This is a genomic window from Paludibacterium sp. (assembly GCF_019232825.1).
Lineage (GTDB): Bacteria > Pseudomonadota > Gammaproteobacteria > Burkholderiales > Chromobacteriaceae > Paludibacterium.
This window is the reverse complement of sequence record NZ_JAFAND010000119.1, coordinates 26,075-48,860: the sequence shown is the minus strand read 5'-3', so window position 1 is coordinate 48,860 and position 22,786 is coordinate 26,075. Positions and strand designations below refer to the sequence as shown.

23 protein-coding genes, 1 tRNA gene and 1 pseudogene are annotated in these 22,786 nt (G+C 61.8%); 15 read left to right on the top strand and 10 right to left on the bottom strand.

The window, feature by feature from the left end; all coding sequences use genetic code 11:
- Positions 1-149, top strand: a pseudogene (locus JOZ06_RS15830) (ornithine carbamoyltransferase subunit F); the annotation flags it as partial.
- 56 nt (positions 150-205) lie between these two features.
- Here JOZ06_RS15830 and JOZ06_RS15825 read toward each other — a convergent pair.
- The 3 genes from JOZ06_RS15825 to JOZ06_RS15815 form a co-directional block, all read right to left on the bottom strand.
- Positions 206-1,264, bottom strand: coding sequence for a patatin-like phospholipase family protein (locus JOZ06_RS15825; RefSeq protein WP_293234138.1), 1,059 nt, complete (start codon positions 1,262-1,264; stop codon positions 206-208).
- 229 nt (positions 1,265-1,493) lie between these two features.
- Positions 1,494-2,051, bottom strand: a complete 558-nt coding sequence (locus JOZ06_RS15820) for an adenine phosphoribosyltransferase (protein ID WP_293234136.1) — start codon at positions 2,049-2,051, stop codon at positions 1,494-1,496.
- Positions 2,052-2,068: 17 nt separating this feature from the next.
- Positions 2,069-3,364 carry an NCS2 family permease gene (locus JOZ06_RS15815; RefSeq protein ID WP_293234134.1) on the bottom strand — a complete coding sequence of 432 codons (1,296 nt, stop codon included), beginning with the start codon at positions 3,362-3,364 and terminating at the stop codon, positions 2,069-2,071.
- Between the two features lie 165 nt (positions 3,365-3,529).
- Here JOZ06_RS15815 and gmk point away from each other — a divergent pair, with 165 nt between their 5' ends.
- The 11 genes from gmk to JOZ06_RS15760 all read left to right on the top strand — a co-directional run bounded on the left by gmk (position 3,530) and on the right by JOZ06_RS15760 (position 12,834).
- Positions 3,530-4,156: a guanylate kinase gene (gmk, locus tag JOZ06_RS15810; RefSeq protein WP_293234132.1), complete on the top strand. Its 627-nt coding sequence runs from the start codon at positions 3,530-3,532 to the stop codon at positions 4,154-4,156.
- Positions 4,157-4,222: 66 nt separating this feature from the next.
- A complete protein-coding gene (gene rpoZ / locus JOZ06_RS15805; RefSeq protein ID WP_293234130.1) occupies positions 4,223-4,429 on the top strand; it encodes a DNA-directed RNA polymerase subunit omega in 207 nt (68 codons plus the stop codon).
- A gap of 22 nt (positions 4,430-4,451) precedes the next feature.
- Complete coding sequence (locus tag JOZ06_RS15800; RefSeq protein ID WP_293234128.1) at positions 4,452-6,608, top strand: bifunctional (p)ppGpp synthetase/guanosine-3',5'-bis(diphosphate) 3'-pyrophosphohydrolase; 2,157 nt, start codon at positions 4,452-4,454, stop codon at positions 6,606-6,608.
- A gap of 2 nt (positions 6,609-6,610) precedes the next feature.
- Positions 6,611-6,814, top strand: a complete 204-nt coding sequence (thiS, locus tag JOZ06_RS15795; protein WP_293234126.1) for a sulfur carrier protein ThiS — start codon at positions 6,611-6,613, stop codon at positions 6,812-6,814.
- A 17-nt stretch (positions 6,815-6,831) separates the two neighbouring features.
- The gene (locus tag JOZ06_RS15790; protein ID WP_366515108.1) at positions 6,832-7,632 is read left to right on the top strand and encodes a thiazole synthase; all 801 of its coding nucleotides are present in this window, start codon (positions 6,832-6,834) and stop codon (positions 7,630-7,632) included.
- 106 nt (positions 7,633-7,738) lie between these two features.
- Positions 7,739-7,951 (top strand): 30S ribosomal protein S21, encoded by a 213-nt coding sequence (rpsU, locus tag JOZ06_RS15785; protein ID WP_133678739.1) that lies wholly within the window; start codon positions 7,739-7,741, stop codon positions 7,949-7,951.
- Positions 7,952-8,052: 101 nt separating this feature from the next.
- Positions 8,053-8,499 (top strand): GatB/YqeY domain-containing protein, encoded by a 447-nt coding sequence (locus tag JOZ06_RS15780; RefSeq protein ID WP_293234124.1) that lies wholly within the window; start codon positions 8,053-8,055, stop codon positions 8,497-8,499.
- Positions 8,500-8,514: 15 nt separating this feature from the next.
- Entirely contained in the window at positions 8,515-10,281 is a 1,767-nt protein-coding gene (dnaG, locus tag JOZ06_RS15775; RefSeq protein WP_293234122.1) for a DNA primase, read from the top strand.
- 60 nt (positions 10,282-10,341) lie between these two features.
- Positions 10,342-12,258 (top strand): RNA polymerase sigma factor RpoD, encoded by a 1,917-nt coding sequence (rpoD, locus tag JOZ06_RS15770; RefSeq protein ID WP_293234120.1) that lies wholly within the window; start codon positions 10,342-10,344, stop codon positions 12,256-12,258.
- A gap of 45 nt (positions 12,259-12,303) precedes the next feature.
- Positions 12,304-12,380: transfer RNA gene (locus JOZ06_RS15765), tRNA-Ile, on the top strand.
- Between the two features lie 196 nt (positions 12,381-12,576).
- Positions 12,577-12,834 carry a hypothetical protein gene (locus JOZ06_RS15760; RefSeq protein ID WP_293234118.1) on the top strand — a complete coding sequence of 86 codons (258 nt, stop codon included), beginning with the start codon at positions 12,577-12,579 and terminating at the stop codon, positions 12,832-12,834.
- 92 nt (positions 12,835-12,926) lie between these two features.
- Here the strand turns inward: JOZ06_RS15760 and JOZ06_RS15755 are convergent, their stop codons facing one another.
- Positions 12,927-13,136, bottom strand: a complete 210-nt coding sequence (locus JOZ06_RS15755; RefSeq protein WP_293234116.1) for a hypothetical protein — start codon at positions 13,134-13,136, stop codon at positions 12,927-12,929.
- A gap of 314 nt (positions 13,137-13,450) precedes the next feature.
- Between JOZ06_RS15755 and JOZ06_RS15750 the strand changes: the two genes are divergently transcribed.
- Both JOZ06_RS15750 and JOZ06_RS15745 read left to right on the top strand, forming a co-directional pair.
- The gene (locus JOZ06_RS15750; RefSeq protein WP_293234114.1) at positions 13,451-14,653 is read left to right on the top strand and encodes an MFS transporter; all 1,203 of its coding nucleotides are present in this window, start codon (positions 13,451-13,453) and stop codon (positions 14,651-14,653) included.
- 14 nt (positions 14,654-14,667) lie between these two features.
- On the top strand, positions 14,668-15,024 hold the full coding sequence (locus tag JOZ06_RS15745) for a DUF1304 domain-containing protein (protein WP_293234113.1): 357 nt from the start codon (positions 14,668-14,670) through the stop codon (positions 15,022-15,024).
- 47 nt (positions 15,025-15,071) lie between these two features.
- Here the strand turns inward: JOZ06_RS15745 and JOZ06_RS15740 are convergent, their stop codons facing one another.
- From JOZ06_RS15740 to JOZ06_RS15720, 5 genes are all read right to left on the bottom strand, one after another.
- Positions 15,072-15,809: a hypothetical protein gene (locus tag JOZ06_RS15740; protein ID WP_293234111.1), complete on the bottom strand. Its 738-nt coding sequence runs from the start codon at positions 15,807-15,809 to the stop codon at positions 15,072-15,074.
- Positions 15,806-16,192 carry a hypothetical protein gene (locus JOZ06_RS15735; protein ID WP_293234109.1) on the bottom strand — a complete coding sequence of 129 codons (387 nt, stop codon included), beginning with the start codon at positions 16,190-16,192 and terminating at the stop codon, positions 15,806-15,808. Before JOZ06_RS15735 ends, JOZ06_RS15740 begins: the two co-directional genes overlap by 4 nt.
- Before the next feature lie 117 nt (positions 16,193-16,309).
- Entirely contained in the window at positions 16,310-18,415 is a 2,106-nt protein-coding gene (gene fusA / locus JOZ06_RS15730; protein WP_293234107.1) for an elongation factor G, read from the bottom strand.
- Between the two features lie 224 nt (positions 18,416-18,639).
- A complete protein-coding gene (locus tag JOZ06_RS15725) occupies positions 18,640-19,089 on the bottom strand; it encodes an Rrf2 family transcriptional regulator (RefSeq protein ID WP_293234105.1) in 450 nt (149 codons plus the stop codon).
- Positions 19,090-19,208: 119 nt separating this feature from the next.
- A complete protein-coding gene (locus JOZ06_RS15720; RefSeq protein WP_293234103.1) occupies positions 19,209-20,045 on the bottom strand; it encodes a hypothetical protein in 837 nt (278 codons plus the stop codon).
- A gap of 333 nt (positions 20,046-20,378) precedes the next feature.
- Here JOZ06_RS15720 and JOZ06_RS15715 point away from each other — a divergent pair, with 333 nt between their 5' ends.
- Positions 20,379-22,016 (top strand): alkaline phosphatase family protein, encoded by a 1,638-nt coding sequence (locus tag JOZ06_RS15715; RefSeq protein WP_293234101.1) that lies wholly within the window; start codon positions 20,379-20,381, stop codon positions 22,014-22,016.
- A 16-nt stretch (positions 22,017-22,032) separates the two neighbouring features.
- Here JOZ06_RS15715 and JOZ06_RS15710 read toward each other — a convergent pair whose 3' ends face one another.
- Complete coding sequence (locus JOZ06_RS15710; RefSeq protein WP_293234099.1) at positions 22,033-22,752, bottom strand: transporter substrate-binding domain-containing protein; 720 nt, start codon at positions 22,750-22,752, stop codon at positions 22,033-22,035.
- Between the last annotated feature and the right edge of the window lie 34 nt (positions 22,753-22,786).

The window sequence follows — 22,786 nt, the reverse complement described above, 5'->3', positions numbered from 1 at the left end:
TCGGCAAGTGGGTGTTCGACACCTTCGGTCTGGACGGCGTGGAAGTGACGGAAGACGTGTTCGAGTCGCCGATGGCGCTGCAGTTCGAGCAAGCGGAAAACCGCATGCACACCATCAAGGCCATCCTGGTGTCCACGCTGGGCGACTGATAAGACCTATTGTCGGATGAGACTGAGCCCCCTCGGCATGCCGAGGGGCTTTTGCTTTATGGTAAGCCTAGCGCCGCCGCGTGCTGGCTGCAGAACGCGTGGCCGGCCTCATAGCCGATGTCGTAGAGCCGGGCCAGATTGCTGTGCGACCAGGCGAGCTCCTGGGAGAAATCGTCGGCGCTCAAATAGGCTTCGTAGTTCACCCGCAGTACTTCGCTACGCTGCTTGCCGGTGGCTGGGTCGACGTTGTGCAAGGCTTCGAACAGCTTCAGGTCGTCGCGCGCCAGCTCGATGAGCGGCGTGATGATCGATTGCACCCAGGCATCGTACAGGTCGGTCGGCGGATGCAGAATGTGCTCGCAACCGAGCACGTCGAACACCACCACGCTGTCGATCGGCGCGGTGTGGCGCTGGTACAGGCTTTTGAAGTTCAGCGTGTCGAGCGCGGCGCCTTCGATGTAGTAGTCGCCGTCGAGCAAATAGGGTGGATAGATGAAGGGAAACGACAGCGCGGCGAGAAACTGCTCCTTGCCGATCTGGGCTTTGTCCCAGCATTCCATATGGTGCTTGGACAGGTTGTAGGCATTGAGATAGAACGCCGCGCTGCTCTTGCCCAGCGCGGCGAAGTCGACAATCTCCTCGATGAAGGGAACGTGGGCGCATAGGCCGGTACTTGTTGGGCTAAGATCGCTCGGGCACAGCGAGGCCAGAATCAGCTGTGTCCAATCGCTGAGAAAGCGCGCCTTCTCGCCGTCATCCTGGCGCTGGCGCAGGGCGTTGACCCAGGGGTTGGCCGCGATCAGCTGGCGCCACAGATCGGCCAGTTGCCCGGGCTTGTTGAATACCTTGTAGTTGACCGGAAAGCGGGCGTAGATGGTGTCGTCCACGCCCATGTCGATCAGGCTGCGCAGCGCCGCGCGCGGATCGCCCGATTGCGGTGCCGCGTACAGTAAGCCGATCAACGCGCCGGCGCCGGCGGTGGAGATCACTTCGAAGCGCACGTTGCGGTCGAGAAAGGCTTCGAGCGAGCCGGCCATCAGCGTGGCGTTGGGCGCGCCGCCTCCCAGGATCAACGCGACCGATTTGGTGCTGGCGGCTTTACGGGGCGATGCCATGACGCAACTCCTTGTCGCAGGGATTTACGTCGTAATGTAGCAGGCATGGGGAAAAGCACAATGGCATTTGTGCGGTTGCAGCAACGCCAGAGAGGGTAACGGTAGCCGCCTTTGAGGTGCGGGTTTTACTCCCGCCGTTAGGGTTGTGCGATCTTTACTGCGGGAGTAGTGGCAACACCTTGAAGGCGGGAGTGGCGTGTGGAACACCGCTGCCTACTCCCGCTATCTCTCACAATCCTTCGAATTCGCACACGGTGAAGAGCGGCAAGCCCTCGCGGCGAATCAATTTGCTGCCGCCCAATTCGGGCAGGTCGATGATCGCGGCGGCTTCCAGCACATCGGCGCCTAGTTTTTTCAACAGCTTATAGCCGGCAATCATCGTGCCGCCGGTGGCCACCAGGTCATCGATCAGCACGACGCGGTCGCCTTGCTTGCAAGCGTCGGTGTGCATCTCGACCGAGGCGTTGCCGTATTCCAACACATATTCCTCGGCGACCGTGGTGTAGGGCAGCTTGCCCTTCTTGCGGATCGGCACGAACCCGACATTGAGCTCGTAGGCCAGTACCGAGCCGATGATGAAACCGCGCGCGTCGAGGCCGGCGATCAGGTCGACCTGTTCGGACATGTAGCGGTGCACGAACAGATCGATCAGGACACGGAAGGATTTGGGGTTCTGCAACAACGGCGTGATGTCGCGAAACATCACGCCTTCGTGCGGCCAATCGGGAACGGTACGGATCCAGCCCTTGAGGTAGCTGGCGTAATCCAGGTTGCTTAGATTTTCCATACCGCCATTGTACTCAATCAGAACATCGCCAGCTTGAAAATCCACAGGGCGGCGATGACGAGCACGGCCGGCTTCAGATCGCGGAAACGGCCGGCCAGAATCTTGATCACGGCGTAGCTGATGAAGCCGAAGGCGATACCGTCAGCGATCGAGAAGGTGAACGGCATGGCCAGCGCGGTCATGACGGCCGGTGCCGACTCGGTCAGGTCGTGCCATTCGATCTCGGCCAGGCCGCGAGCCATCAGCACGGCGACGTAGCACAGCGCCGGCGCGGTGGCGTAAGGCGGTACGGTCTTCGCCAGCGGCGACAGCCACAGGCAGGCCAGGAACAGGATGGCGACGACGGTGGCGGTCAAGCCGGTACGGCCGCCCACCGCGGTGCCGGCGGCGGATTCGATGTAGGCGGTGGTGGACGAAGTGCCCATCACGGCGCCGACGGTGATGGCGATCGAATCGGCCAACAGCGCGCGTTGCAGGCGCGGCAGCTTGCCGTCCTTATCCAACAGGCCCGCGCGGTGCGATACGCCGATCAACGTGCCGGTGGTGTCGAACAGATCGACGAAGAAGAACACGAATACCACGCCGAGCAAGCCGATGTTGGCGGCGCCATGCAGGTCCATCTTCATCAGCGTCGGGGCCATGCTCGGTACCGGCGCGACGATGCCTTCGAATTTCGACAGGCCAAGCAGGATCGACAACGCGGTCACCACCAGGATGCCGATGATGATCGAGCCGTGAATGCGGCGGTATTCCAGCGCCACGATCAGGAAGAAGCCGAGAATGGCCAACAGCGTGGTCGGGTTGTGCACATCGCCCAGGGTCAGGTAGGTGACCGGATGCGAGGTGATGACGCCGGCGTTCTTCAGCGCGATGATCGCCAGGAACATACCGACACCGGCGGAGATCGAGAACTTCAGCGACTGCGGGATGGCGTTGACGATCGCCTCGCGCACCTTCAGCAGGCTCACGGCCAGGAACACCAGACCGGAAATGAATACCGCGCCCAGCGCCACTTGCCAGTGCACGCCCATGCCTTTGACCACGGTGAAGGTGAAGTAGGCGTTAAGCCCCATGCCCGGCGCCAGCGCCATCGGGTAGTTGGCGACCAGGCCCATGATGGCGGTCCCCAGCGCGGCGGCGAGACAGGTGGCGACGAACACGGCGTTCAAATCCATGCCGGTGGACGACAGGATCAGCGGGTTGACCAGAACGATGTAGGCCATCGTCAGGAAGGTGGTGAAGCCGGCCAAAACTTCGGTCTTGACCGTCGTATGATGTTCTTTCAGCTTAAAAAAACTGTCTAGTAGCTGCATTGTTTTTCGCTCCCTCAACAACGTGGCATTGCAACAAAACCGGGGATTCTAATCACTAAGCTGGTGATTTTCCTAAACTTTGATGTGAAAATATTTACCCCGATTCCATCAACTCTGACAGTGTGGTATCCTGAAAAATTATATTTTTAGAGTGTATAGCACATCATGACTCAGCCACGCGGTACGATCTTCATCGTCGTGGCGCCCTCCGGCGCCGGCAAGACGTCGTTGGTGGCGGCCCTGCTGGATGCGGAGCCTACGGTCTGCCTGTCGGTGTCCTATACCACCCGTCCGCCGCGCGAAGGCGAAGTCGACGGCAAGCACTACCACTTCGTCTCGCGCGAGGTATTCGAGGCGATGATCCGGCAGGGGGATTTCCTCGAATATGCCGAGGTCTACGGCAACTATTACGGCACGAGCCAAGCTTGGATCCGCGCGCAGCAGGCCGAGGGCCGCGATGTGCTGCTGGAAATCGACTGGCAGGGCGCGCGCCAGGTGCGCCAGGTCTTCCCCGACGCGGTGGGTATCTTTATCGTGCCGCCTTCGATCGAAGAGCTGGAACGCCGCTTGCGCGGCCGCGCCACGGACACGCCCGAGGTGATCGCGCGCCGGCTGGCGTCGGCGCGGCAGGAAATCGACATGATCCCCGAGTACGACTACATGGTGGTCAACGACCAGTTCGAGCACGCGCGGCTGGATCTGATCAGCATCGTGCGCGCTCGGCGTCTGCATACCGAGGCGCAGCGCCAACGCTATGCCGACCGGCTGGCGTACATGGGCACCCGGCATTGAGCCAATTGGTTTGCCGCTGAAATTTCGCTATAGTTTCCCCTTAATCTCTGCTCAGAAAGAATCGACATGGCCCGTATTACCGTAGATGACTGCCTGGATCGCATCACCAACCGTTTCGACCTGACGCTGGCCGCGGCCTATCGCGCCCGCCAAGTGGCCTCCGGCGCCGCCGCCTTTGTCGAAGCTGGCCGTCATAAACCGACTGTCGTTGCCCTGCGTGAAATTGCCGCCGGCCATGTCGGTAAGGAAGTTTTGACCCGCAGCCGCAACTGATCCGGCCCGGTAGCACGCCTCCATGAATGCCGACGCAGTCTCGCCCATTGATTACCAGGCCATCATTGAACGCGACGCAGAGGCTTTTTTTGCCGCGGCGGCGCGCTACCTCAAGCCCGATGACATCAAGCTGCTGCAGCAGGCGTTCGCGCTAAGCCGCGAGGCGCACGAAGGCCAAACCCGCAAAAGCGGCGAACCGTACATCACCCATCCGCTGGCGGTGGCGACCATGCTTACCGACTGGCGCATCGACGCCCAGGGACTCGCGGCGGCATTGTTGCACGACGTCCTGGAAGATACCGGTGTCACCAAGCCCACGCTGAGCGAAAAATTCGGGCGCACCATCGCCGACCTGGTCGATGGTCTGTCCAAGCTCGAGCGCCTCGAATACCAAACGCGCGAAACCGCTCAGGCGGAAAACTTCCGCAAGATGGTGCTGGCGATGGCGCGCGACATCCGCGTGATCATCGTCAAGCTGGCCGACCGGCTGCACAACATGCGCACGCTGGACTCGATGCGCGAGGACAAGCGCAAGCGCATCGCGCTGGAAACCCTGGAGATCTACGCGCCGGTCGCCAACCGCATCGGGCTTAACCGCGTTTACCGCGAACTGCAGGATCTGGCGTTCAAGCATCTGCACTATCATCGCTACAACGTGCTCAACAAGGCGGTGCGGGCGGCGCGCGGCAACCGGCGCGAGGTGGTCAACAAGATTCTGCAGTCGGTCAGTCAAAAACTCGTCAGCTGCAACATCGAGGCGATCATCAAGGGGCGGGAGAAAAATCTCTATAGCATCTATAAGAAGATGCAGGAGAAGCACCTGTCGTTTTCCGAGGTGCTGGACATCTACGGCTTCCGCGTCGTGGTCAACGACATTCCCAGTTGCTATCTGGCGCTGGGCGCGCTGCACAGCTTGTACAAGCCAATTCCGGGCAAATTCAAGGATTACATCGCCATTCCCAAGGGCAATGGCTATCAGAGCCTGCATACCACGCTGTTCGGACCCTACGGTACGCCGGTGGAAATGCAGATCCGCACGCGCGACATGAATCGCGTGGCCGAGGCCGGCGTGGCCTCGCACTGGATGTACAAGAGCGGCGACGCCAGCATGGATACCGCGCAGCAGCGCACCCACCAGTGGCTGCAAAGCATTCTCGACATTCAGGCCGAGAGCGACGATCCGGTCGAGTTTTTCGAACACATCAAGATCGACCTGTTTCCGGACGAGGTCTACGTCTTTACGCCCAAGGGCCGCATTCTGGTGTTGCCGCAGGGGTCGACGCCGGTCGACTTTGCCTACGCGGTGCATACCGACGTGGGGCACCGTTGCATCGCGGCACGCGTCAATCACGCATTGGTGCCGCTGCGCACCGTGCTGCGCAACGGCGACACCGTCGAGGTCATCACCTCGACCCAGGCCAAGCCCAACCCGTCATGGCTCAGTTTCGTGCAGAGCGGCCGCGCGCGCTCCTGCATCCGCAGTTATCTGAAGAGCATGCAGCGCAGCGACGCGGCCCAGTTGGGCGAGAAGATGCTGCGCCAGGCGGTGGGCGCGCTGGCGGCCTCGCCGCTGCAAATCGACGACGCACTGCGCGAGGCGTACCTGCGCGTGCATGGCGACAAGCTCGACAGCTTCCAGGATTTGATGGTGGAAATCGGCGTCGGCAAGCTGTTGCCGGTGGTGGCGGCGCGGCGGCTGATCGAATTGGCCGGCGAACGGCTGGGCGAGGACGTGCACTTGGCGCCGGTCGCCATTCGCGGCAATGAGGGCGGCTCGGTGCAATTGTCCGCCTGCTGCAATCCGATTCCCGGCGACGGCATCGTCGGCGTCATCACCAAGGGGCAGGGGCTGGTCATTCACCGCGCCGATTGCCCGAACGCCAAGCGCGCCGATGCCGACAAGATGCTGGCGGTGACCTGGGAGGCGCAAAAGGACCGCATGTTCGGCGCCACCCTCAGCGTGCTGGCGCGCAAGGAGCGCGGTGCGCTGGCCGAGATCGCCACCGCCATTTCCATGGCCTCGGCCAATATCGAAGGCGTCGACACGCTCGACACCCATATGGGCGACGACTTCCTGCACATTCACTTCCGCGTGCAGGTCGAGGGTCTTGCCCACCTTGAGCGGGTGCTGACCGAAATCCGCCAAGTCGGCTTCGTTCAGCGCGCCGAAAGAAAATAACCATGCTGCAATTGACGATTAATGGCGAGGCGCGCCAGTTCGACGACGTTGTCACGGTGGCCGACCTGATCCGCGTTTTGGCGCTGACGGGGAAGCGGGTAGCCGTCGAGCGCAATGGCGCGATCGTGCCGCGTAGCCGGCACGGCGAGACGCCGTTGAGGGATTGCGACACGCTGGAAATTGTCGTGGCTGTCGGCGGCGGTTGATTCGGGAGGAGTGCAAAGTGTTGCAAAATGACCAATTGGTGATTGCCGGCAAAAGCTACGGTTCCCGCCTGCTGGTGGGGACGGGCAAATACCGCGATTTTCAGCAAACCGCGGACGCTCTGGCGGTTTCCGGTTGCGAGATCGTCACGGTCGCCATCCGCCGCGTCAACTTGGGGCAACATGCCGGCGAGCCAAATTTGCTCGACTTCCTACCGAAAAACCGGTATACATTGCTCCCCAACACGGCGGGCTGCTACAGCGCGGACGACGCGGTGCGAACCCTGCGCCTGGCGCGAGAGCTGCTCGACGATCACCGTTTGGTCAAGTTGGAAGTCCTCGGGGACGCTACCTCGCTGTATCCCAATGTACGCGAAACGCTGAAGGCGGCCGAAACGCTGGTGAGCGAAGGTTTCGACGTGATGGTGTATACCTCCGACGATCCGATCGTGGCGCGCGAGCTGGAAGCCATCGGCTGCTGCGCCATCATGCCGCTGGCGAGCCTGATCGGTTCCGGGATGGGGATCGTCAACCCGTGGAATTTGCGGTTGATTATTGAATCGGCCTCTGTGCCGGTGCTGGTGGATGCCGGCGTCGGCACCGCGTCGGATGCGGCCATTGCGATGGAGCTTGGCTGCGACGGCGTACTGATGAATACCGCGATCGCGGCAGCAAGCGATCCGGTCCTCATGGCGCATGCCATGAAGCTGGCTGTTGAGGCGGGCCGCGCTGCCTATAAGGCGGAGCGGATGCCTAAACGTTTTTATAGTGCTACACCAAGTTCGCCGAGTCTGGGGGTGATTTCGACCCGCAAGGCCTGATCTTGCCTTGCTCTGTCGTCACGGACTTTCCTAAAGTCCGTCAATTGGTTACAATATTGGATTAGTTTGAGCGTCAAGCTCTTCAAGTTATTAAGGATGATGGTTAATGCCTCATATTCGTGTTAAAGAGAATGAGCCGTTTGAAGTCGCCATGCGCCGCTTCAAGCGTTCGGTAGAAAAGACTGGTCTGCTGACCGAACTGCGCGCCCGCGAGTTCTACGAGAAGCCGACCACCGAACGCAAGCGCAAGCATGCCGCTGCCGTAAAGCGCCACTACAAGCGCATCCGCAGCCAGATGCTGCCGCCGAAGCTGTTCTAATCGCTTCGCCATTCGGCAGTCACGCAGGACCGCAGGTTTAGCCTGCGGTTTTGCCGTTTGTACGATCGGTTTTTCGATCCCCCTCTTTTGGACACTCAAGCATGAGCCTCAAAGCCCGTATCCAGGAAGACATGAAGACCGCCATGAAGGCGCGGGAAACCGATCGTCTGGCGGCCATTCGCTTGTTGATGGCTGCGATGAAGCAGAAGGAAGTCGACGAGCGTATCGAGCTCGACGACGCCGGCGTCACGGCGGTGATCGACAAGATGATCAAGCAGCGCCGCGATTCGATCTCGCAGTACGAACAGGCGCAGCGCATGGATCTGGCTGACAAGGAACGCTTCGAGGTCGATACGCTGACCGCGTACTTGCCGCAGCCGCTGACCGATGCCGAGATCGATGCCTTGGTCGACGACGCCGTGCGGCAATCGGGTGCCGCCTCGATGCAGGACATGGGCAAGGTCATGGGCTTGTTGAAGCCGCAGATGGCCGGCCGCGCCGACATGGGCGCGGTGTCCGCCCGCATCAAGGCCCGGCTCGCGCGCTAAGCGCGGCGTGTCGCCGTGATTCCGCAGGATTTCGTCGATCAACTGTTGTCGCGCGTCGACATCGTCGACGTGGTGGATCGTTACGTTCCACTGAAGAAGGGCGGGCAGAACTACCTGGCGTGCTGTCCGTTTCACAAGGAAAAATCGCCGTCGTTTACCGTCAGTCCGTCCAAGCAGTTCTACCACTGCTTCGGTTGCGGCGCGCACGGTTCGGCCATCGGCTTTGTCATGGAGTATCAGGGGCTCGGCTTTGTCGACGCCGTCAAACTCCTGGCCGAAAACGTCGGCATGACGGTACCGCAAGCGGTGCGAAGCGCCGATCCGGTCGCCGAGCAGGCGGCGAGAACACGCCGGATGTCGCTGGAGGAGCTGCTGCAGCAGGCCGCCGGCTACTACAAGCAGCAGTTGAAGTCGTCGCCCAACGCGGTGGCGTATTGCAAGCGCCGCGGGTTATCCGGCGAGATCGCCGCCCGCTATGGACTGGGGTATGCGCCGGATGGCTGGCAGAACCTGGACCAGGTCGTCACCGATTATCAGGATGACCGCCTGATCGAGTCCGGGCTCGTGATTCAGCACGAGGAAGGGCGCCGCTACGATCGCTTCCGCGACCGGCTGATGTTTCCGATCCGCAATCAGCGCGGCGGCATCATCGGTTTTGGCGGCCGCGTGTTGGGCCAGGGCGAGCCGAAGTACTTGAACTCGCCGGAAACGCCGCTATTTGAGAAAGGTCGGGAGCTCTACGGCCTGTATGAAGCCCGGCAGGGCATCCGTGCCCAAAACCGGGTGCTGGTGGTCGAAGGTTATATGGACGTGGTGGCTCTGGCGCAGTTCGGCGTCGATTACGCCGTCGCGACGCTCGGTACCGCCACCACCGGCGAACATGTGCGCAAGCTGATGCGTCACGCCGACCACGTGTATTTCTGTTTCGACGGCGACCGCGCCGGGCAGAAAGCCGCTTGGCGCGCGTTGGAAAACAGCCTGCCGCAATTGCAAGACGGCAAGTCGCTGCATTTTCTCTTCTTGCCGGAAGAGCACGACCCGGACTCCTTTGTCCGCGAAGCCGGCCGCGAGCGTTTCGAGGTGCTGCTCGAGGAGCAGAGCCTGCCGCTCTCGGCCTACTTCACGCGCGAACTCACCACGCGCGTCGATATGAATTCGCCGGAAGGGCGCGCCGACTTGATTCGTCAGGCGATGCCGCTTCTGGCCCAGATTGCGGCTCCGGCCCTGGGACTCATCATTAAAAAGCGGCTAGCGGAACTCGCTGGCATAGATGTCGACGAATTCGACATGCTGATGGGGCAAAAAAAGCCGGAGCGCAAAGGCAAGCGCGAATATCGCCTGCCGACCGGATCGGTCAGACTGATCCAGCCGTCCATCGTTCGGCGCCAGTTGAAATGGCTGCTGATGAACCCGAGTTGGGCCGGGGACGTGCAACTACCGGACAGTCTGACGCTTTCCGATGAATTGGCCTGTTTTGCCATGTTGGCCGAACGCGCCCGCGAGCATGAGGATGAACCCACCACGGCGCAACTGATCGAATCGATCCGTGGCACGCCGTGGGAGTCGCTGGTGGATAGCGTGCTGCAACAGGCCATGCAAGACCCGGAGGAATTCGCCTCTCCTGACGACGATGATCGTATGCAATTTCGCGACGGTAACGAACGGTTGCTGGAACAATTGCGCGACGCCGAATTGGATCGGCTGATACTGAAGTCGAAGAGTGAGCGTTTGACAACGGAAGAATCGAAACTGATGCTTGAATTGTTGAGTCGAAAGACTTGAATACAATCCATCGGTGCTATACTCAACTGTTTTTTTCGGCTTTTTCAAGCAGGAAGCGAAATGGCGGCCTCTCCCGAAAATCAAAAGGAAGTACAGGAACAGGCGATGAGCCTCGAAGAACAGCGTAAACGGCTACGTCAGCTGATTGCGCTGGGCAAAGAGCGCGGTTACCTGACCTATGCGGAAATCAACGACCATCTGCCTGAAGATGTGTCCGACGCCGAACAGATCGAAAACATCGTGACCATGATCGGCGGTCTCGGTATCCAGGTGTATGACGAAGCCCCGGATGCCGACACGCTGCTCATGTCCGACGCGGCCCCTGCCGTGGCCGACGAGGATGCCGTCGAGGAAGCGGAAGCGGCGTTGTCGTCTGTCGACTCCGAATTCGGCCGCACCACCGACCCGGTGCGCATGTACATGCGCGAGATGGGTTCGGTCGAACTCTTGACGCGTGAGGGCGAAATCGAAATCGCCAAGCGTATCGAGGACGGCCTCAAGTTCATGATTCAAGCCATCTCGGCCTGCCCCGGCACCATCTCCGAAGTGCTTGAGCTGATCGAGCGCGTTCAGCGCGAAGAAATTCGCGTCGACGAAGTGGTCGACGGCTTTATCGACCCGAACGCCGAAGACACCGAAGAGGTGCCGTTCGCCGAGCCGGTCGTGGAAGACGACGAGCTGCTCGACGGCGAGGAAGAGGAAGAAGGCGACGAAGAGGGCGATGTCGACTCGAACGCCGGCGCCAATCTGGAAGAACTGAAGCTGCAGGCGCTGGAGCATTTCCAGGCCGTGCGCGCCCTGTTCGACCAGATGGTCAAGGAACTGGCCAAGAACGGCTCGCATAGCGCGGCCTACCTGCAACTGCAGGAAGCGATCTCCGCCGAGTTCATGAATGTCCGCTTCGCTACGCGTCAGATCGAAAGCCTGTGCGAATCGCTGCGCCGCCGCGTCAACGAAATCCGCACCTTCGAACGCGACATCCAGGACATCTGCGTCACCCGCGTACGCATGGAACGGGCGCACTTCATCAAGTGCTTCCCGGGCAACGAATGCAACCTCGACTGGGTGGAGAACGAGATCAACGCCGGCCATGCCTGGTCCGAGTCGCTGACCCGCTTCAAGTACGCGATCATCGAGAAGCAGACCAAACTGGCCGAGCTGCAGGAAAAGGCCATGCTGCCGATCAAGGAGCTGAAGGAAATCAACCGGCAGATGTCGTCGGGCGAATCCAAGGCCCGGCGCGCCAAGAAGGAAATGATCGAGGCCAACTTGCGTCTGGTGATCTCGATTGCCAAGAAGTACACCAACCGTGGTCTGCAGTTCCTCGACCTGATTCAGGAAGGCAACATCGGCCTGATGAAGGCGGTGGACAAGTTCGAATACCGCCGCGGCTACAAGTTCTCGACCTATGCCACCTGGTGGATCCGCCAGGCGATCACCCGCTCGATCGCCGACCAGGCGCGCACCATCCGTATTCCGGTGCACATGATCGAGACCATCAACAAGATGAACCGCATCAGCCGTCAGATTCTGCAGGAAACCGGTCGCGAGCCCGATCCGGCGGAATTGGCCGAGCGCATGGAAATGCCCGAGGAGAAGATCCGCAAGATCATGAAGATCTCCAAGGAGCCGATCTCCATGGAAACGCCGATCGGCGACGACGACGACAGCCACCTGGGCGACTTCATCGAGGACTCGGTGACCTTGGCGCCGTCGGAAGCGGTGATGTATTCGAGCCTGAAGGACGCCACCAAGGAAGTGCTCGACACGCTGACGCCGCGCGAGGCCAAGGTGCTGCGCATGCGCTTCGGTATCGACATGAACACCGACCACACGCTGGAAGAGGTCGGCAAGCAGTTCGACGTTACCCGCGAGCGGATTCGCCAGATCGAAGCCAAGGCACTGCGCAAGCTGCGTCACCCGACCCGTTCGGAACGCCTGCGCAGCTTCCTCGACAACGAACCGGGCAATCAGTAAAGGTCTGGAACCGGGTGGCGGATTTGGTATAATCCCGCCTCCCACGGGCCTTTAGCTCAGTTGGTTAGAGCAGAGGACTCATAATCCTTTGGTCGCGGGTTCGAGCCCCGCAGGGCCCACCAAACGCCTAGACGGCCTGCAGAGAGATCTGCAGGCCGTTTTTCATTCTGTCGGCCACGCTCCCTTGTCATCTCCGCATTTGCCCGATAGGGTTGGCGTTGCGGCGCCAAGCCGCAAAGGGCGCGGGCCTGGGGTCTTGCACACCCCGGGCCCGCTGACCAAACCAACTCCTAACACCTTAAGACAGGAGAAGTTGATATGGCTGTTTACCATCGTACTGTAAACCCCACCACCGCTTCAAACCGCGACCTCCAACAACTGCCGCTGTTCGCTCTGATCTCGGAGCTATGCGCGCCGCGCGCGGGCAAAGCCGATCCCGACGTTTGCCGGCTGATCGTCGACAGCCGCTTGGCGTGGGCGGCGTTGCGCGTCGATTCGGAGCGTTCTTGGATGTATTTGCCGGAGGGGGTTCGAGCCCGGCAGGTGGCGGGATGCATGATCTTAACCGCCGCATAAGGCGCTAACCGGAGGCGGGGCCCCGCCGTGGGCCCCGAACCGGGCGTGATAGAGGACTCTGTCGATCCGCCTGTTCTAAGCGACCGTTCGCTTCAGTGGCGAAGCTGGTCGATTTCTTGAGCGGTTAAGCCGGTGAATTGCATGATGGTTTTGTGGTCGATGCCGCTCGCCAGCATATTGCTGGCCACGCGTAGCACACCTTTTTCGATTCCTTCTGCAATACCTTTCTCGATACCCTTTTTAATGCCTTCCTGGATGCCCTTCTGTCGGGCTTCTTCTCGAAGTCTTTCCGCAATCGTCATGACAACCTCCTCGTACGGCGCTGGGGCCAAGTAGGGCGCAGTCGCGCAGCACTGCGCCAAGCGTCGACTGTTGCGGCGTATTGCCTTCGGCGAATACGCCCTACCGCCCTAGCTACAGTGTTGTGAGAGCACTGGGCGGAGAGAAATGGGCGATGATAGTCGCCCTCACCTCGGATGGCACGTCAGCGTGGTTTGCGCCAAGCACACGTCCGTCACCTCTTTATACAAATGACATATATTGGATATATTGCATGGGGAGCACCCGCGCGCCGACAGGGCGTAGACGGAGATAGCCAAGAAAAAAGGAGGAGACCATGACGTGGACCGCGCAGCAGAAGCAAACCGTGCTGGCCTGCTATCTGGGCTGGACGTTGGACGCCTTCGATTTTTTCTTGATGGTGTTCATCCTCAAGGATATCGCCAAGGACTTCGGCACCGATATCGAGGCCGTTAGCTGGGCCACCATGCTGACGTTGGCGGCGCGGCCGTTGGGCGCGTTGATCTTCGGCCGCTTGGCCGACCGCTATGGCCGCAAACCCGTGCTGATGGCCAACATCGTGCTCTATTCGGTGCTGGGTTTTGTCTCGGCGTTCTCGCCCAACCTGATGGTGTTGCTCATGCTGCGCACGTTGTTTGGCGTGGCTATGGGCGGTGAGTGGGGTGTGGGGTCGTCGCTCACCATGGAAAGCATTCCGCCGAAATCGCGCGGGCTGGTGTCGGGCCTGCTGCAGGCCGGCTATCCCTCGGGCTACCTGCTGGCGACGTTGGCCTTCGGTCAACTGTTCACGCACATTGGTTGGCGTGGCATGTTCATGTTGAGTCTGCTGCCGGCGCTGTTGACGATCTATATCCGTCTCAACGTGCCGGAAAGCCCCACCTGGGAGGCGGAAAAGGAAAAAGCCAAGCCCGGCCTGCTCGCTACCTTTCAAAGCCAATGGCGGCTGTCGGTCTACGCCATTGTGTTGATGATGTGCTTCAACTTCTTTGCGCACGGCACGCAGGACATGTACCCAACCTTCTTGCGCGTGCAGCACAAATTCGATCCGCACACGGTCCAGGCGATCGGTCTGTGGTTGAATATCGGCGCCATCGCCGGTGGTCTGACCGTGGGCTGGCTATCGGAGCGCATAGGCCGCCGCAATGCCATCTCGTTGTCAGCGTTGTTCGCCTTGCCGATCATCCCACTGTGGGCATTTAGTCATACGCCGCTGCAGCTGGCGGCCGGCGCCTTTTTTATGCAGGTCGCGGTGCAAGGAGCCTGGGGCGTGATTCCCGCCTATCTGAACGAGATTTCGCCCAGCGCGGTGCGGGCGACCTTCCCGGGGCTGGTCTATCAGCTCGGCAATCTGCTGGCGTCGATCAATAGCCCGATGCAAGCGCATATGAGTAAAACCAACGGCGGCAATTACGGCTTGTCGATGGCCATCGTCGCCGGCACCGTGGCTATCGCCATTGCCATTTTGATCCGCTTCGGCCGCGAACGGCGCGGCGAGGCGATGCACGAGTCCGCCTCATAACGAAAGAAAACGTCATGACATTGATCGCGAATACCGTTGTGGCACTCGTCGCCGCGCTGCATGTGTATTTCCTCGTGCTGGAGATGTTCCTGTGGGACAAGCCGGTGGGCCTCAAGGCATTCGGCCAGTCGTTGGAGAGAGCCCGAGCGTCGAAGGTGCTGGCCGCCAACCAAGGCTTGTACAACGGCTTTCTAGCCGCGGGTCTGGTGTGGGGGCTGTGGCTGGGGCCGCTGGGGGCCAGTATCAAGTTGTTCTTTTTAGGCTGCGTGCTGGTCGCCGGGGTGTTCGGCGCCGTGACGGCCAGCCGCAAGATCTTGTTTGTACAGGCGCTGCCCGCGGCGTTGGGTATGGCGCTGGTGCTGCTGAGCTAGGGTCGTCTGCAGCCAGACCCTAAACCGTACGGGATGCGTCTCGCGGTTTATTGGATGGCTTCATTAAAGGAAGTGCCGGCGGCGACTTTAGCGACGAGGTTGACCACGGCGGCGTGACCGCCATGGCCGTCGATCCAGCGGCTGGTGGCGCAGGCGGCCTTGGCGTAGAGATGATCGTCGGTCAATGCCCGGCGATTCCATTCAAAAGGACCGGCGGGCAACGAGGCCAAGGCGGGTGCGGGTACCAGACAGCGGGCGCCCGTTCCGGCCGGCGCCAGATAGCGTTGATCGTCGGACGCCACCATCGACACGCCTTCGTTGAACCACACTGGAACCGTCTGGCGGGCGAATCCCATCCAGCCGATGCGATGGATGAGTTCGGCCATCGACATTTCATGCGCGGCAATCACCGGGCTGAGTCCGCGCGGGGATAACACCGCGACCACATCCAAGATCGACATGCCCTTGCGACCGCCGCCCTTCATGCGCTGGAAACAGGCATTGTCGCGGCAGATCAGCATGCGCGGGTGTGACTGCGGTTGCCCCCAGAAGGCACGCACCAAGCGACGGCCTTCATCGACCGCCCGCCTATCCGTTTCGGCCTCGCTGGGGGAGACACCTTGCTGGACATAGACGTCCTCGCCGGCCGGCCGGAAGCCGTAACAGGACGGACAGACCGCGGCGGCGGCCGACGGCGCGGCGAACCCGATCAGGCCGATGCCCGCCAACAGGAGGATCATCGTCAGAACCGATAGCATCAGCGGCAGGCGTGCACGATTGTTCATTGCGGATGTCTCGGCCAGGTGAGCGGCACGTTGCGGAAACTGGACGGCGCATGCGAGAACAGCGCCGACCAGACGACGATCAGCCACATCAGCGGCAGACGCCATGTCGGCATCAAGATCATTCCGGCCACCAACAGCAGTTTCAGCAGCATGCACAGGCTGACGGCTTGGCGCAGGTGGGCGGGATGACGCCAAAGATCGAGTGCCCACAATGCCAAGCCGGTGACGAGCACGGCGAGGCCTCCGGCCGGTTGGCCTGCCTGTGGCTGTACGGACAGCAGGGTGGCGCAAAACAGAATGATGGCCACCAGATGCAGCCCGCGCAGAAAAACGGTCAGCCAGCGCAGAGCGCGGGCATCGCGCTGGAGAAGAGGGTGGCGCATGTGTCGGTCAAAGCGCGTCGGCGGTGGAAAAAACAATGATGCCGTATTATGCGGGCGATGCCGGCAAACGATCAAACGCCCCGCAGAGTATTCTGCGGGGCGTTCGCTATCGCCGCACTAGCGCAGCATCGCCGCACCTTGCAGTTGCGCGAGTACCGTCTTCGGCGCCGCGGCATAGTGCTTGAACTCCATCGAGTAGGTCGCACGGCCCTGGGTCATCGAACGCAGCGTGGTGGAGTAGCCGAACATCTCCGCCAAGGGCGTCTGCGCCTTGACCTGCTTGATGCCGCCGGGCAGGTCGTCGATGCCCTGCACCGTGCTGCGCCGCGTGTTCAAGTCGCCGATGACGCTGCCGAGGAAGGCTTCGGGCGTTTCCACCTCCACCTGCATCATCGGCTCCAGCAACTGCGGCGACGCACGGCGCATGCCGTCCTTGAACGCGATCGATCCCGCCATGCGGAAGGCGTTTTCGTTCGAGTCGACGTCGTGGTAGGAGCCGAAGGTCAGCGTCACGCGCACGTCCACCACCGGGAAGCCGGCCAGGATGCCGGCCTGCAGCGACTCGCGCACCCCTTTGTCCACCGCCGGGATGAACTCGCGCGGCACCACCCCGCCTTTGATGGCGTCGACGAATTCATACCCCTCGCCGGCGGCGCGCGGTTCCAGCTTCAGCACCACGTGGCCGTACTGGCCTTTGCCGCCCGATTGCTTGATGAACTTGCCTTCAACCTCGTCCACCGCCTTGGCGATGGTTTCGCGGTAGGCCACCTGCGGCTTGCCCACGTTGGCGTCGACGCCGAACTCGCGCCGCATGCGGTCGACCAGAATCTCCAGGTGCAGCTCGCCCATGCCGGCGATGATGGTCTGACCCGATTCCTGATCGGTATGCACGCGGAAGGACGGATCTTCCTGTGCCAAGCGGTTCAGCGCCAGGCCCATCTTTTCCTGGTCGGCCTTGCTTTTCGGTTCCACCGCCTGGGCGATCACCGGCTCGGGGAAGTTCATCTTCTCCAGCACGATCACCTGATCAGGCGGACACAGCGTGTCGCCGGTGGTGACGGTTTTCAAGCCAACGGCGGCGGCGATGTCGCCGGCGCGCACTTCCTTGATCTCCTTGCGTTCGTTGGCGTGCATCTGCAGGATGCGCCCCAGCCGTTCCTTCTGGTCCTTGGTCGGGTTGAACAAGGTGTCGCCGGTGCGCACCACGCCGGAATAGACGCGGAAGAACGTCAGCTGGCCGACAAACGGATCGGTCATGATCTTGAATGCCAGCGCCGAGAACGGCTCGTCGTCGCGCGGATGGCGCTCGGCCGGCCGGTCTTGCGCGTCGTGACCGTTGATGGCCGCCACGTCGTTCGGCGCCGGCAGGTAGTCGACCACCGCGTCGAGCAGCGTTTGCACGCCCTTGTTCTTGAAGGCGCTGCCGGCGAGCATCGGCACGATCTCGTTGCGCAAGGTGCGCAAGCGCAACCCTTGCTTGATCTCTGCCTCGCTGAGCGGTTGGCCGTCGAGGTATTTTTCCAGCAGTTCGCTGCTGCCCTCGGCCGCCGCCTCGACCAGACGCTCGCGCCAGGTCTGCGCCAGCGGCAGCAGCTCGGCGGGAATGTCCTCATCCTGGAAGCGCACGCCCTGGCTCGCATCGTCCCAGACGATGGCGCGCATCGTCACCAGATCGACCACGCCGCGGAAATGCTCCTCGGCGCCCAGCGGAATTTGCAGCGGCACGGCATTGCCGCGCAGCCGCTCCTCGATGTGCTGACGCACGCGGAAGAAGTCGGCGCCGACGCGGTCCATCTTGTTGACGAAGGCGATGCGCGGCACGGCGTATTTGTTCGCCTGGCGCCACACGGTTTCCGATTGCGGCTGCACGCCGCCAACGGCGTCGTATACCATGACCGCGCCATCGAGCACGCGCATCGAGCGCTCGACTTCGATGGTGAAATCGACGTGGCCCGGGGTGTCGATGATGTTGATGCGGTGCTCGGGCAATTGCCCCTTCATGCCGCGCCAGAACACGGTGGTCGCGGCCGAGGTAATGGTGATGCCGCGCTCCTGCTCCTGTTCCATCCAGTCCATGGTGGCGGCGCCTTCGTGCACTTCGCCGATCTTATGCGTCACGCCGGTATAAAACAGGATGCGTTCGGTGGTCGTGGTCTTGCCCGCGTCGATGTGGGCGCTGATGCCGATATTGCGATAACGGTCAATGGGGGTTTTGCGGTCCATGGTTGAGGTCTCCACAGCCCGGACTTCCGGTCCGGGGGTCTTGATTCATTCTATTCGCGCCTGCCGCCAAACAATGTGGCCGCGGGCAGGGGATGCAACATGGCGCCGCTTGAGCGCGCGGCGCGGGCGAGGATGGCGGTAGACATCGGAACGCTCCTTAAAGTTATCGTGTAACCAACATAATTACATTAAAGGTCAAAACAACGCGCCCATGCCGGGCAACGTCATACGCCATCGGCGCGGTAAGGCGTGCCGGCGTTGGCTTCCACCCGACCGACGATGTCGGCCATCGTGGTTGCCGCCAGCGCGTCGTCGAGTGCCGCGCTTAAACGGCCGAACTCACTTTCCAATACCGGGATGATATTACGCCCGATATAGCAATCCGGGTTGGGCGGCACGCGGTGCAAGGCAAACGTCGGCGGCTCTTCCACCGCGCGATAAATATCCAACAGCGTGATTTGCGCCACCGGCTTGGCCAACAACGCGCCGCCGCCTTGACCCAATTGCGCCTGCGTCAGACCTGCGGCGGCGAGCGCGCCCAGAATGCGGCGCACCACGGCCGGATTGGTGTTGACGCTGTGGGCGATATCCTCGGACCGCACCGCCTGGCCATGACGTAGGCTGATGTGGGTCAGGATGTGGATCGCCACGGCGAAACGGGTGGATGTGGCCATGCATGCTTCCGGAAAACTATTTGCTACAGTGTAACCAACATAGATACACATTGCAAGCAAAAGGGAGATGGCGAGCCGGGCGCGACCCATTTCGCCGCACCCGGCTCGCTAGCGGTCCGTCAGTCCGGCGGCGGCGTGACCACGGGTGCTGGCGGTGGCGTGACCACGGCTGGAACGGGGGCTGGCGGCGGCGCGGGAATAATGGTTGGGGTCGGAATCACGTCGCCCAGTGGCATGACGATCGAGTCGGGATCGTCGGTGCGATGGTGTGTCATCAGCGATTTCGGTGCGCCAAAATAGTAGCGCACGCCAACGCTCACGGCATGGCTGTCGCCGATTTGATCGTTTGCGACCGAGTGGGTGCCGCGAGCGAATAGCGCCAAACCCGGCACCCCCCAGCGCACCGGTTGCCATTCCACGCCGATGCCGGTGGTGTTGACCACGCCAGGCGAGTGATCGAAGCCAAGGTTGAGCGATAGATTCTGCGTCAGGTACCAGCGCAAGCCCACACCCTCATACGCCCCATGCGGGCCATCGCCGGTTTGCTCGCCCGCGCGCAGGATGACCGTGTAGCGGTCGAGATAAAGCTCGCCTTCGGCACCGTTGCGGCGATTACCCTGGTCGCCAAGTTTCTGGTACGCGCTCGTTATTCCCGCCAGGCCCTGGTCCGGATCGCGCCAGAAGGCATGCCCGCCCAAGCCACGGTAGCTGCGGTCGAGGAAGCGCCCGGACGAGGCGTCGACCTGCAGACCAAACAGTTGCCCGATGGGCAGGGTCAGCGCGCCATCCGCCGACGACGCATCCTTGCCATTCAAGTCGCCGCCTTGCAGCGACACCTTGCCCGCCGGATTGGAAACCGCCGGACCCGCCGCCTGGGCGAGGGGAGACAAGCCGCAGACACCGAGTAGGGCAACAACGAGCCGTGTCGATCTAAAACTGTCGTGGCAACGCTTCATGGGCCTCCCTTTGTGAACGACGCATTCATGCCGCTCCCACCCTGTGGGATATGGCGGTAGCCCGAATGATAGTATTTGTATGTAATTGCAAAACTGTACTATTTATGCATGTTTGTGCCGGGCGGACAGGTGGTGGCCGGCTAAGTCGAGCCCTTGCGGGGATGCGCTCCGCTGCGCGTGTTTGATCGGAGTAGCGAGCGGAAAGACATAGATATGGCGCGTTTTGACGTGCCATTTCATGCTTTGGTCATCAAAACATCATGACAAGGCGGCAGATTGTTAACTCCTTCGGCGTGGCATAGGCCACGCATGATAAATAGGGAGAGGTTAACCATGATGGAAACCCGTAACAGCAGGCGCGGCGGCCGTTTGGTCCGCGCCGTGATCTTGGCGTGGGCGGGGTTGTCCGCCGCCGCCCACGCGGACACCTTTGTCGGCGCCAAACGCGTGTTGCTGATCAGCATCGACGGCCTGCACCAGCAGGACGTGGCCCGCTGCATCGGCGCCAACACCTGTCCGAATCTGGCGCAGCTGTCGCAAACCGGCGCGACCTACACCCAGGCGTATACCCCGGGGTTGTCGGACTCTTTCCCTGGGCTGGCGGCGCTGCTCACCGGCGGCACGCCCAAGACCACCGGACTGTTCTACGACGTGTCGTATGACCGTACGCTGTTTGCGCCGTCCGACACCGCGTGCACGGGGCCGCGCGGGTGGAATGTGGCCTTTGACGAGACGACGGGCATCGACGGCAAGGATGGCGGCGCGCTGGTGCATTTGGACGGCGGCGGCGCGTTCAACCCGCAGGCGATTCCTCATGCGCTGAAGGATGGCGCGTGCGTGCCGGTGTATCCGCACGATTACCTCAAGACCAATACGGTGTTCGAGGTGATCAAGGCCCATCTGCCCGGGGCGCGCACCGCGTGGGCCGATAAGCATGCCTGGGGTTACGACTGGGTCAACGGCCCCTCCGGTCACGGCGTCGATGACCTGGCCCGCACCGAAATCAACGCGGTCGACCCGGCCACCAAGTCCGATTACACCGATGTCTATACCCACACGGAAAAGTTCGATGACCTGCACGTTCAGGCCATCCTGAATCAGATCGACGGCAAGGACGCCGCCGGCGGTCAAGACGGCCTGGCCGTGCCGACCTTGTTCGGCACCAACTTCCAGACGCTGAGCGTTGCGCAGAAAGCGCTGGCGGCCAAGGGCGGTGGTTATCTCGACGCCGATTTCACCCCCAATGCCCAGGTGGCGGCGGCCATCCAATACGTGGACGGCGCGCTGGGCCGCATCGTGGCGGCATTGAAGCAGCGCGACCTCTATGCGTCGACGGTGGTGATCGTCACCGCCAAGCATGGTCAGTCGCCGGTCGATCACCAGACGTTGGTCAAGAATGGCGACACGCTGTCGGCGCTGTTGCAGGCAAACAATTATCTTGATCCGAAAGGCAACTTCGGTCAGAACAACACGACGTCCGGCAATCTGAACGACGGCAGCGGCCAGGCTGGCACCGGCTTCGTGCAGACCGACGACGTCGGCCTTATCTGGCTGCGCGACCGCAGCCAACGCGATGCCGTGCTGGCCACCTTGCAAGCGCACCTCGGCTGCTCGTCCGATGGCCTGTGCGCCGATGGGCCGCAGGCCTACATCCTCAGCGGCGATAAGCTCGCCGCCGCCTTTGGCGATCCGGACGTGGGACGCACGCCGGACATCATCGTCCAGCCCAATCCCGGCGTGATCTACACGTCGAGCAAGAAAAAGGACGGCGAGCATGGCGGCAATGCGCCGGACGACAGCCACCTGGCATTGATCGTCGCCTATCCGGGCATGGCCGGTGGCCGCACCGTTTCCGATCGCGTGCAGCTCACGCAGGTCGCGCCGACCATCCTCAAGGCGCTGGCGCTCGATCCGCAGTGGCTGCACGCCGTGGCGGTCGAAGGCACGCCGGTCTTGCCTGGGCTGGAGTAAACGCCCACGGGCGCGCTCATTGTCCGTATTTGGCCAGAATGGCGGTGATACTGCCATCCGCCTTCATGGCGCGCACGGCGGCGCCGATGCGCGCCGCATCCCCAGCAGGGAAACCGAGACCGGACGCCAGCCAGTTGTCGCTGGCGTAGAGCGGTGCGCCGACGACAGGTCGGCTGCCGTTGAGCTTCGTATAGAGCGGCACAAAGGTGCTGGGCGCGCCGAAGAAGACCGGAACGCGGCCGGCTTTCAACATGCGCGCCATGGTTTCCAATGTGCTTTCCTGCAGCATGGTCGCGGCGATCCCATGCTCGATCAGCCAAGAGCGCACGCTCGATCCGGCGCGAATGCCGATGGCGCCCAACATTTGCGCCTGGGCCAGGGTGTCGACCGGCGGTGCCTGTTCTTTGGTCATGAACGCAAAAGTAGTCTGGTTGGTGATGTCGATCCAGCGGAACGAGGCTTCGCGCTCCGGCGTGCGGGCGAAATAAACGATCAGCGTGTCATTGTGATATTCGGCATCCTGCATGGCGCGCTTCCACGGCACGATGCGTACCTGTGCCGAAAAGCCGGCCCGCCGCAACGCCTCCTGACCGATGTCGATCATGAAGCCAGGGCTGCCGTCCGCCGGGGTGTTGCACGCCGGCGGCAGGTGGTCGCATTCGAGGACGAGTTCACGCGGGCCGGCCCAGGCTGACAGCGGCCCCAGCATCAAGCCGAGGGCCGTCAGGAGGGCCAAGCGCAATTTCCCGGGCATGTCCGTTCGTCATCCA

Coding starts and splice junctions, on each gene's coding strand:
- JOZ06_RS15740 (WP_293234111.1), bottom strand. CDS start 15,809: ATGAACAATCGTGCACGCCTGCCGCTGATGCTATCGGTTCTGACGATG.
- JOZ06_RS15715 (WP_293234101.1), top strand. CDS start 20,379: ATGATGGAAACCCGTAACAGCAGGCGCGGCGGCCGTTTGGTCCGCGCC.
- JOZ06_RS15815 (WP_293234134.1), bottom strand. CDS start 3,364: ATGCAGCTACTAGACAGTTTTTTTAAGCTGAAAGAACATCATACGACG.
- JOZ06_RS15820 (WP_293234136.1), bottom strand. CDS start 2,051: ATGGAAAATCTAAGCAACCTGGATTACGCCAGCTACCTCAAGGGCTGG.
- fusA (WP_293234107.1), bottom strand. CDS start 18,415: ATGGACCGCAAAACCCCCATTGACCGTTATCGCAATATCGGCATCAGC.
- JOZ06_RS15720 (WP_293234103.1), bottom strand. CDS start 20,045: ATGAAGCGTTGCCACGACAGTTTTAGATCGACACGGCTCGTTGTTGCC.
- rpoZ (WP_293234130.1), top strand. CDS start 4,223: ATGGCCCGTATTACCGTAGATGACTGCCTGGATCGCATCACCAACCGT.
- JOZ06_RS15760 (WP_293234118.1), top strand. CDS start 12,577: ATGGCTGTTTACCATCGTACTGTAAACCCCACCACCGCTTCAAACCGC.
- JOZ06_RS15745 (WP_293234113.1), top strand. CDS start 14,668: ATGACATTGATCGCGAATACCGTTGTGGCACTCGTCGCCGCGCTGCAT.
- thiS (WP_293234126.1), top strand. CDS start 6,611: ATGCTGCAATTGACGATTAATGGCGAGGCGCGCCAGTTCGACGACGTT.
- JOZ06_RS15750 (WP_293234114.1), top strand. CDS start 13,451: ATGACGTGGACCGCGCAGCAGAAGCAAACCGTGCTGGCCTGCTATCTG.
- JOZ06_RS15825 (WP_293234138.1), bottom strand. CDS start 1,264: ATGGCATCGCCCCGTAAAGCCGCCAGCACCAAATCGGTCGCGTTGATC.
- rpsU (WP_133678739.1), top strand. CDS start 7,739: ATGCCTCATATTCGTGTTAAAGAGAATGAGCCGTTTGAAGTCGCCATG.
- JOZ06_RS15725 (WP_293234105.1), bottom strand. CDS start 19,089: ATGGCCACATCCACCCGTTTCGCCGTGGCGATCCACATCCTGACCCAC.
- gmk (WP_293234132.1), top strand. CDS start 3,530: ATGACTCAGCCACGCGGTACGATCTTCATCGTCGTGGCGCCCTCCGGC.
- rpoD (WP_293234120.1), top strand. CDS start 10,342: ATGGCGGCCTCTCCCGAAAATCAAAAGGAAGTACAGGAACAGGCGATG.
- JOZ06_RS15780 (WP_293234124.1), top strand. CDS start 8,053: ATGAGCCTCAAAGCCCGTATCCAGGAAGACATGAAGACCGCCATGAAG.
- JOZ06_RS15735 (WP_293234109.1), bottom strand. CDS start 16,192: ATGCGCCACCCTCTTCTCCAGCGCGATGCCCGCGCTCTGCGCTGGCTG.
- JOZ06_RS15800 (WP_293234128.1), top strand. CDS start 4,452: ATGAATGCCGACGCAGTCTCGCCCATTGATTACCAGGCCATCATTGAA.
- JOZ06_RS15755 (WP_293234116.1), bottom strand. CDS start 13,136: ATGACGATTGCGGAAAGACTTCGAGAAGAAGCCCGACAGAAGGGCATC.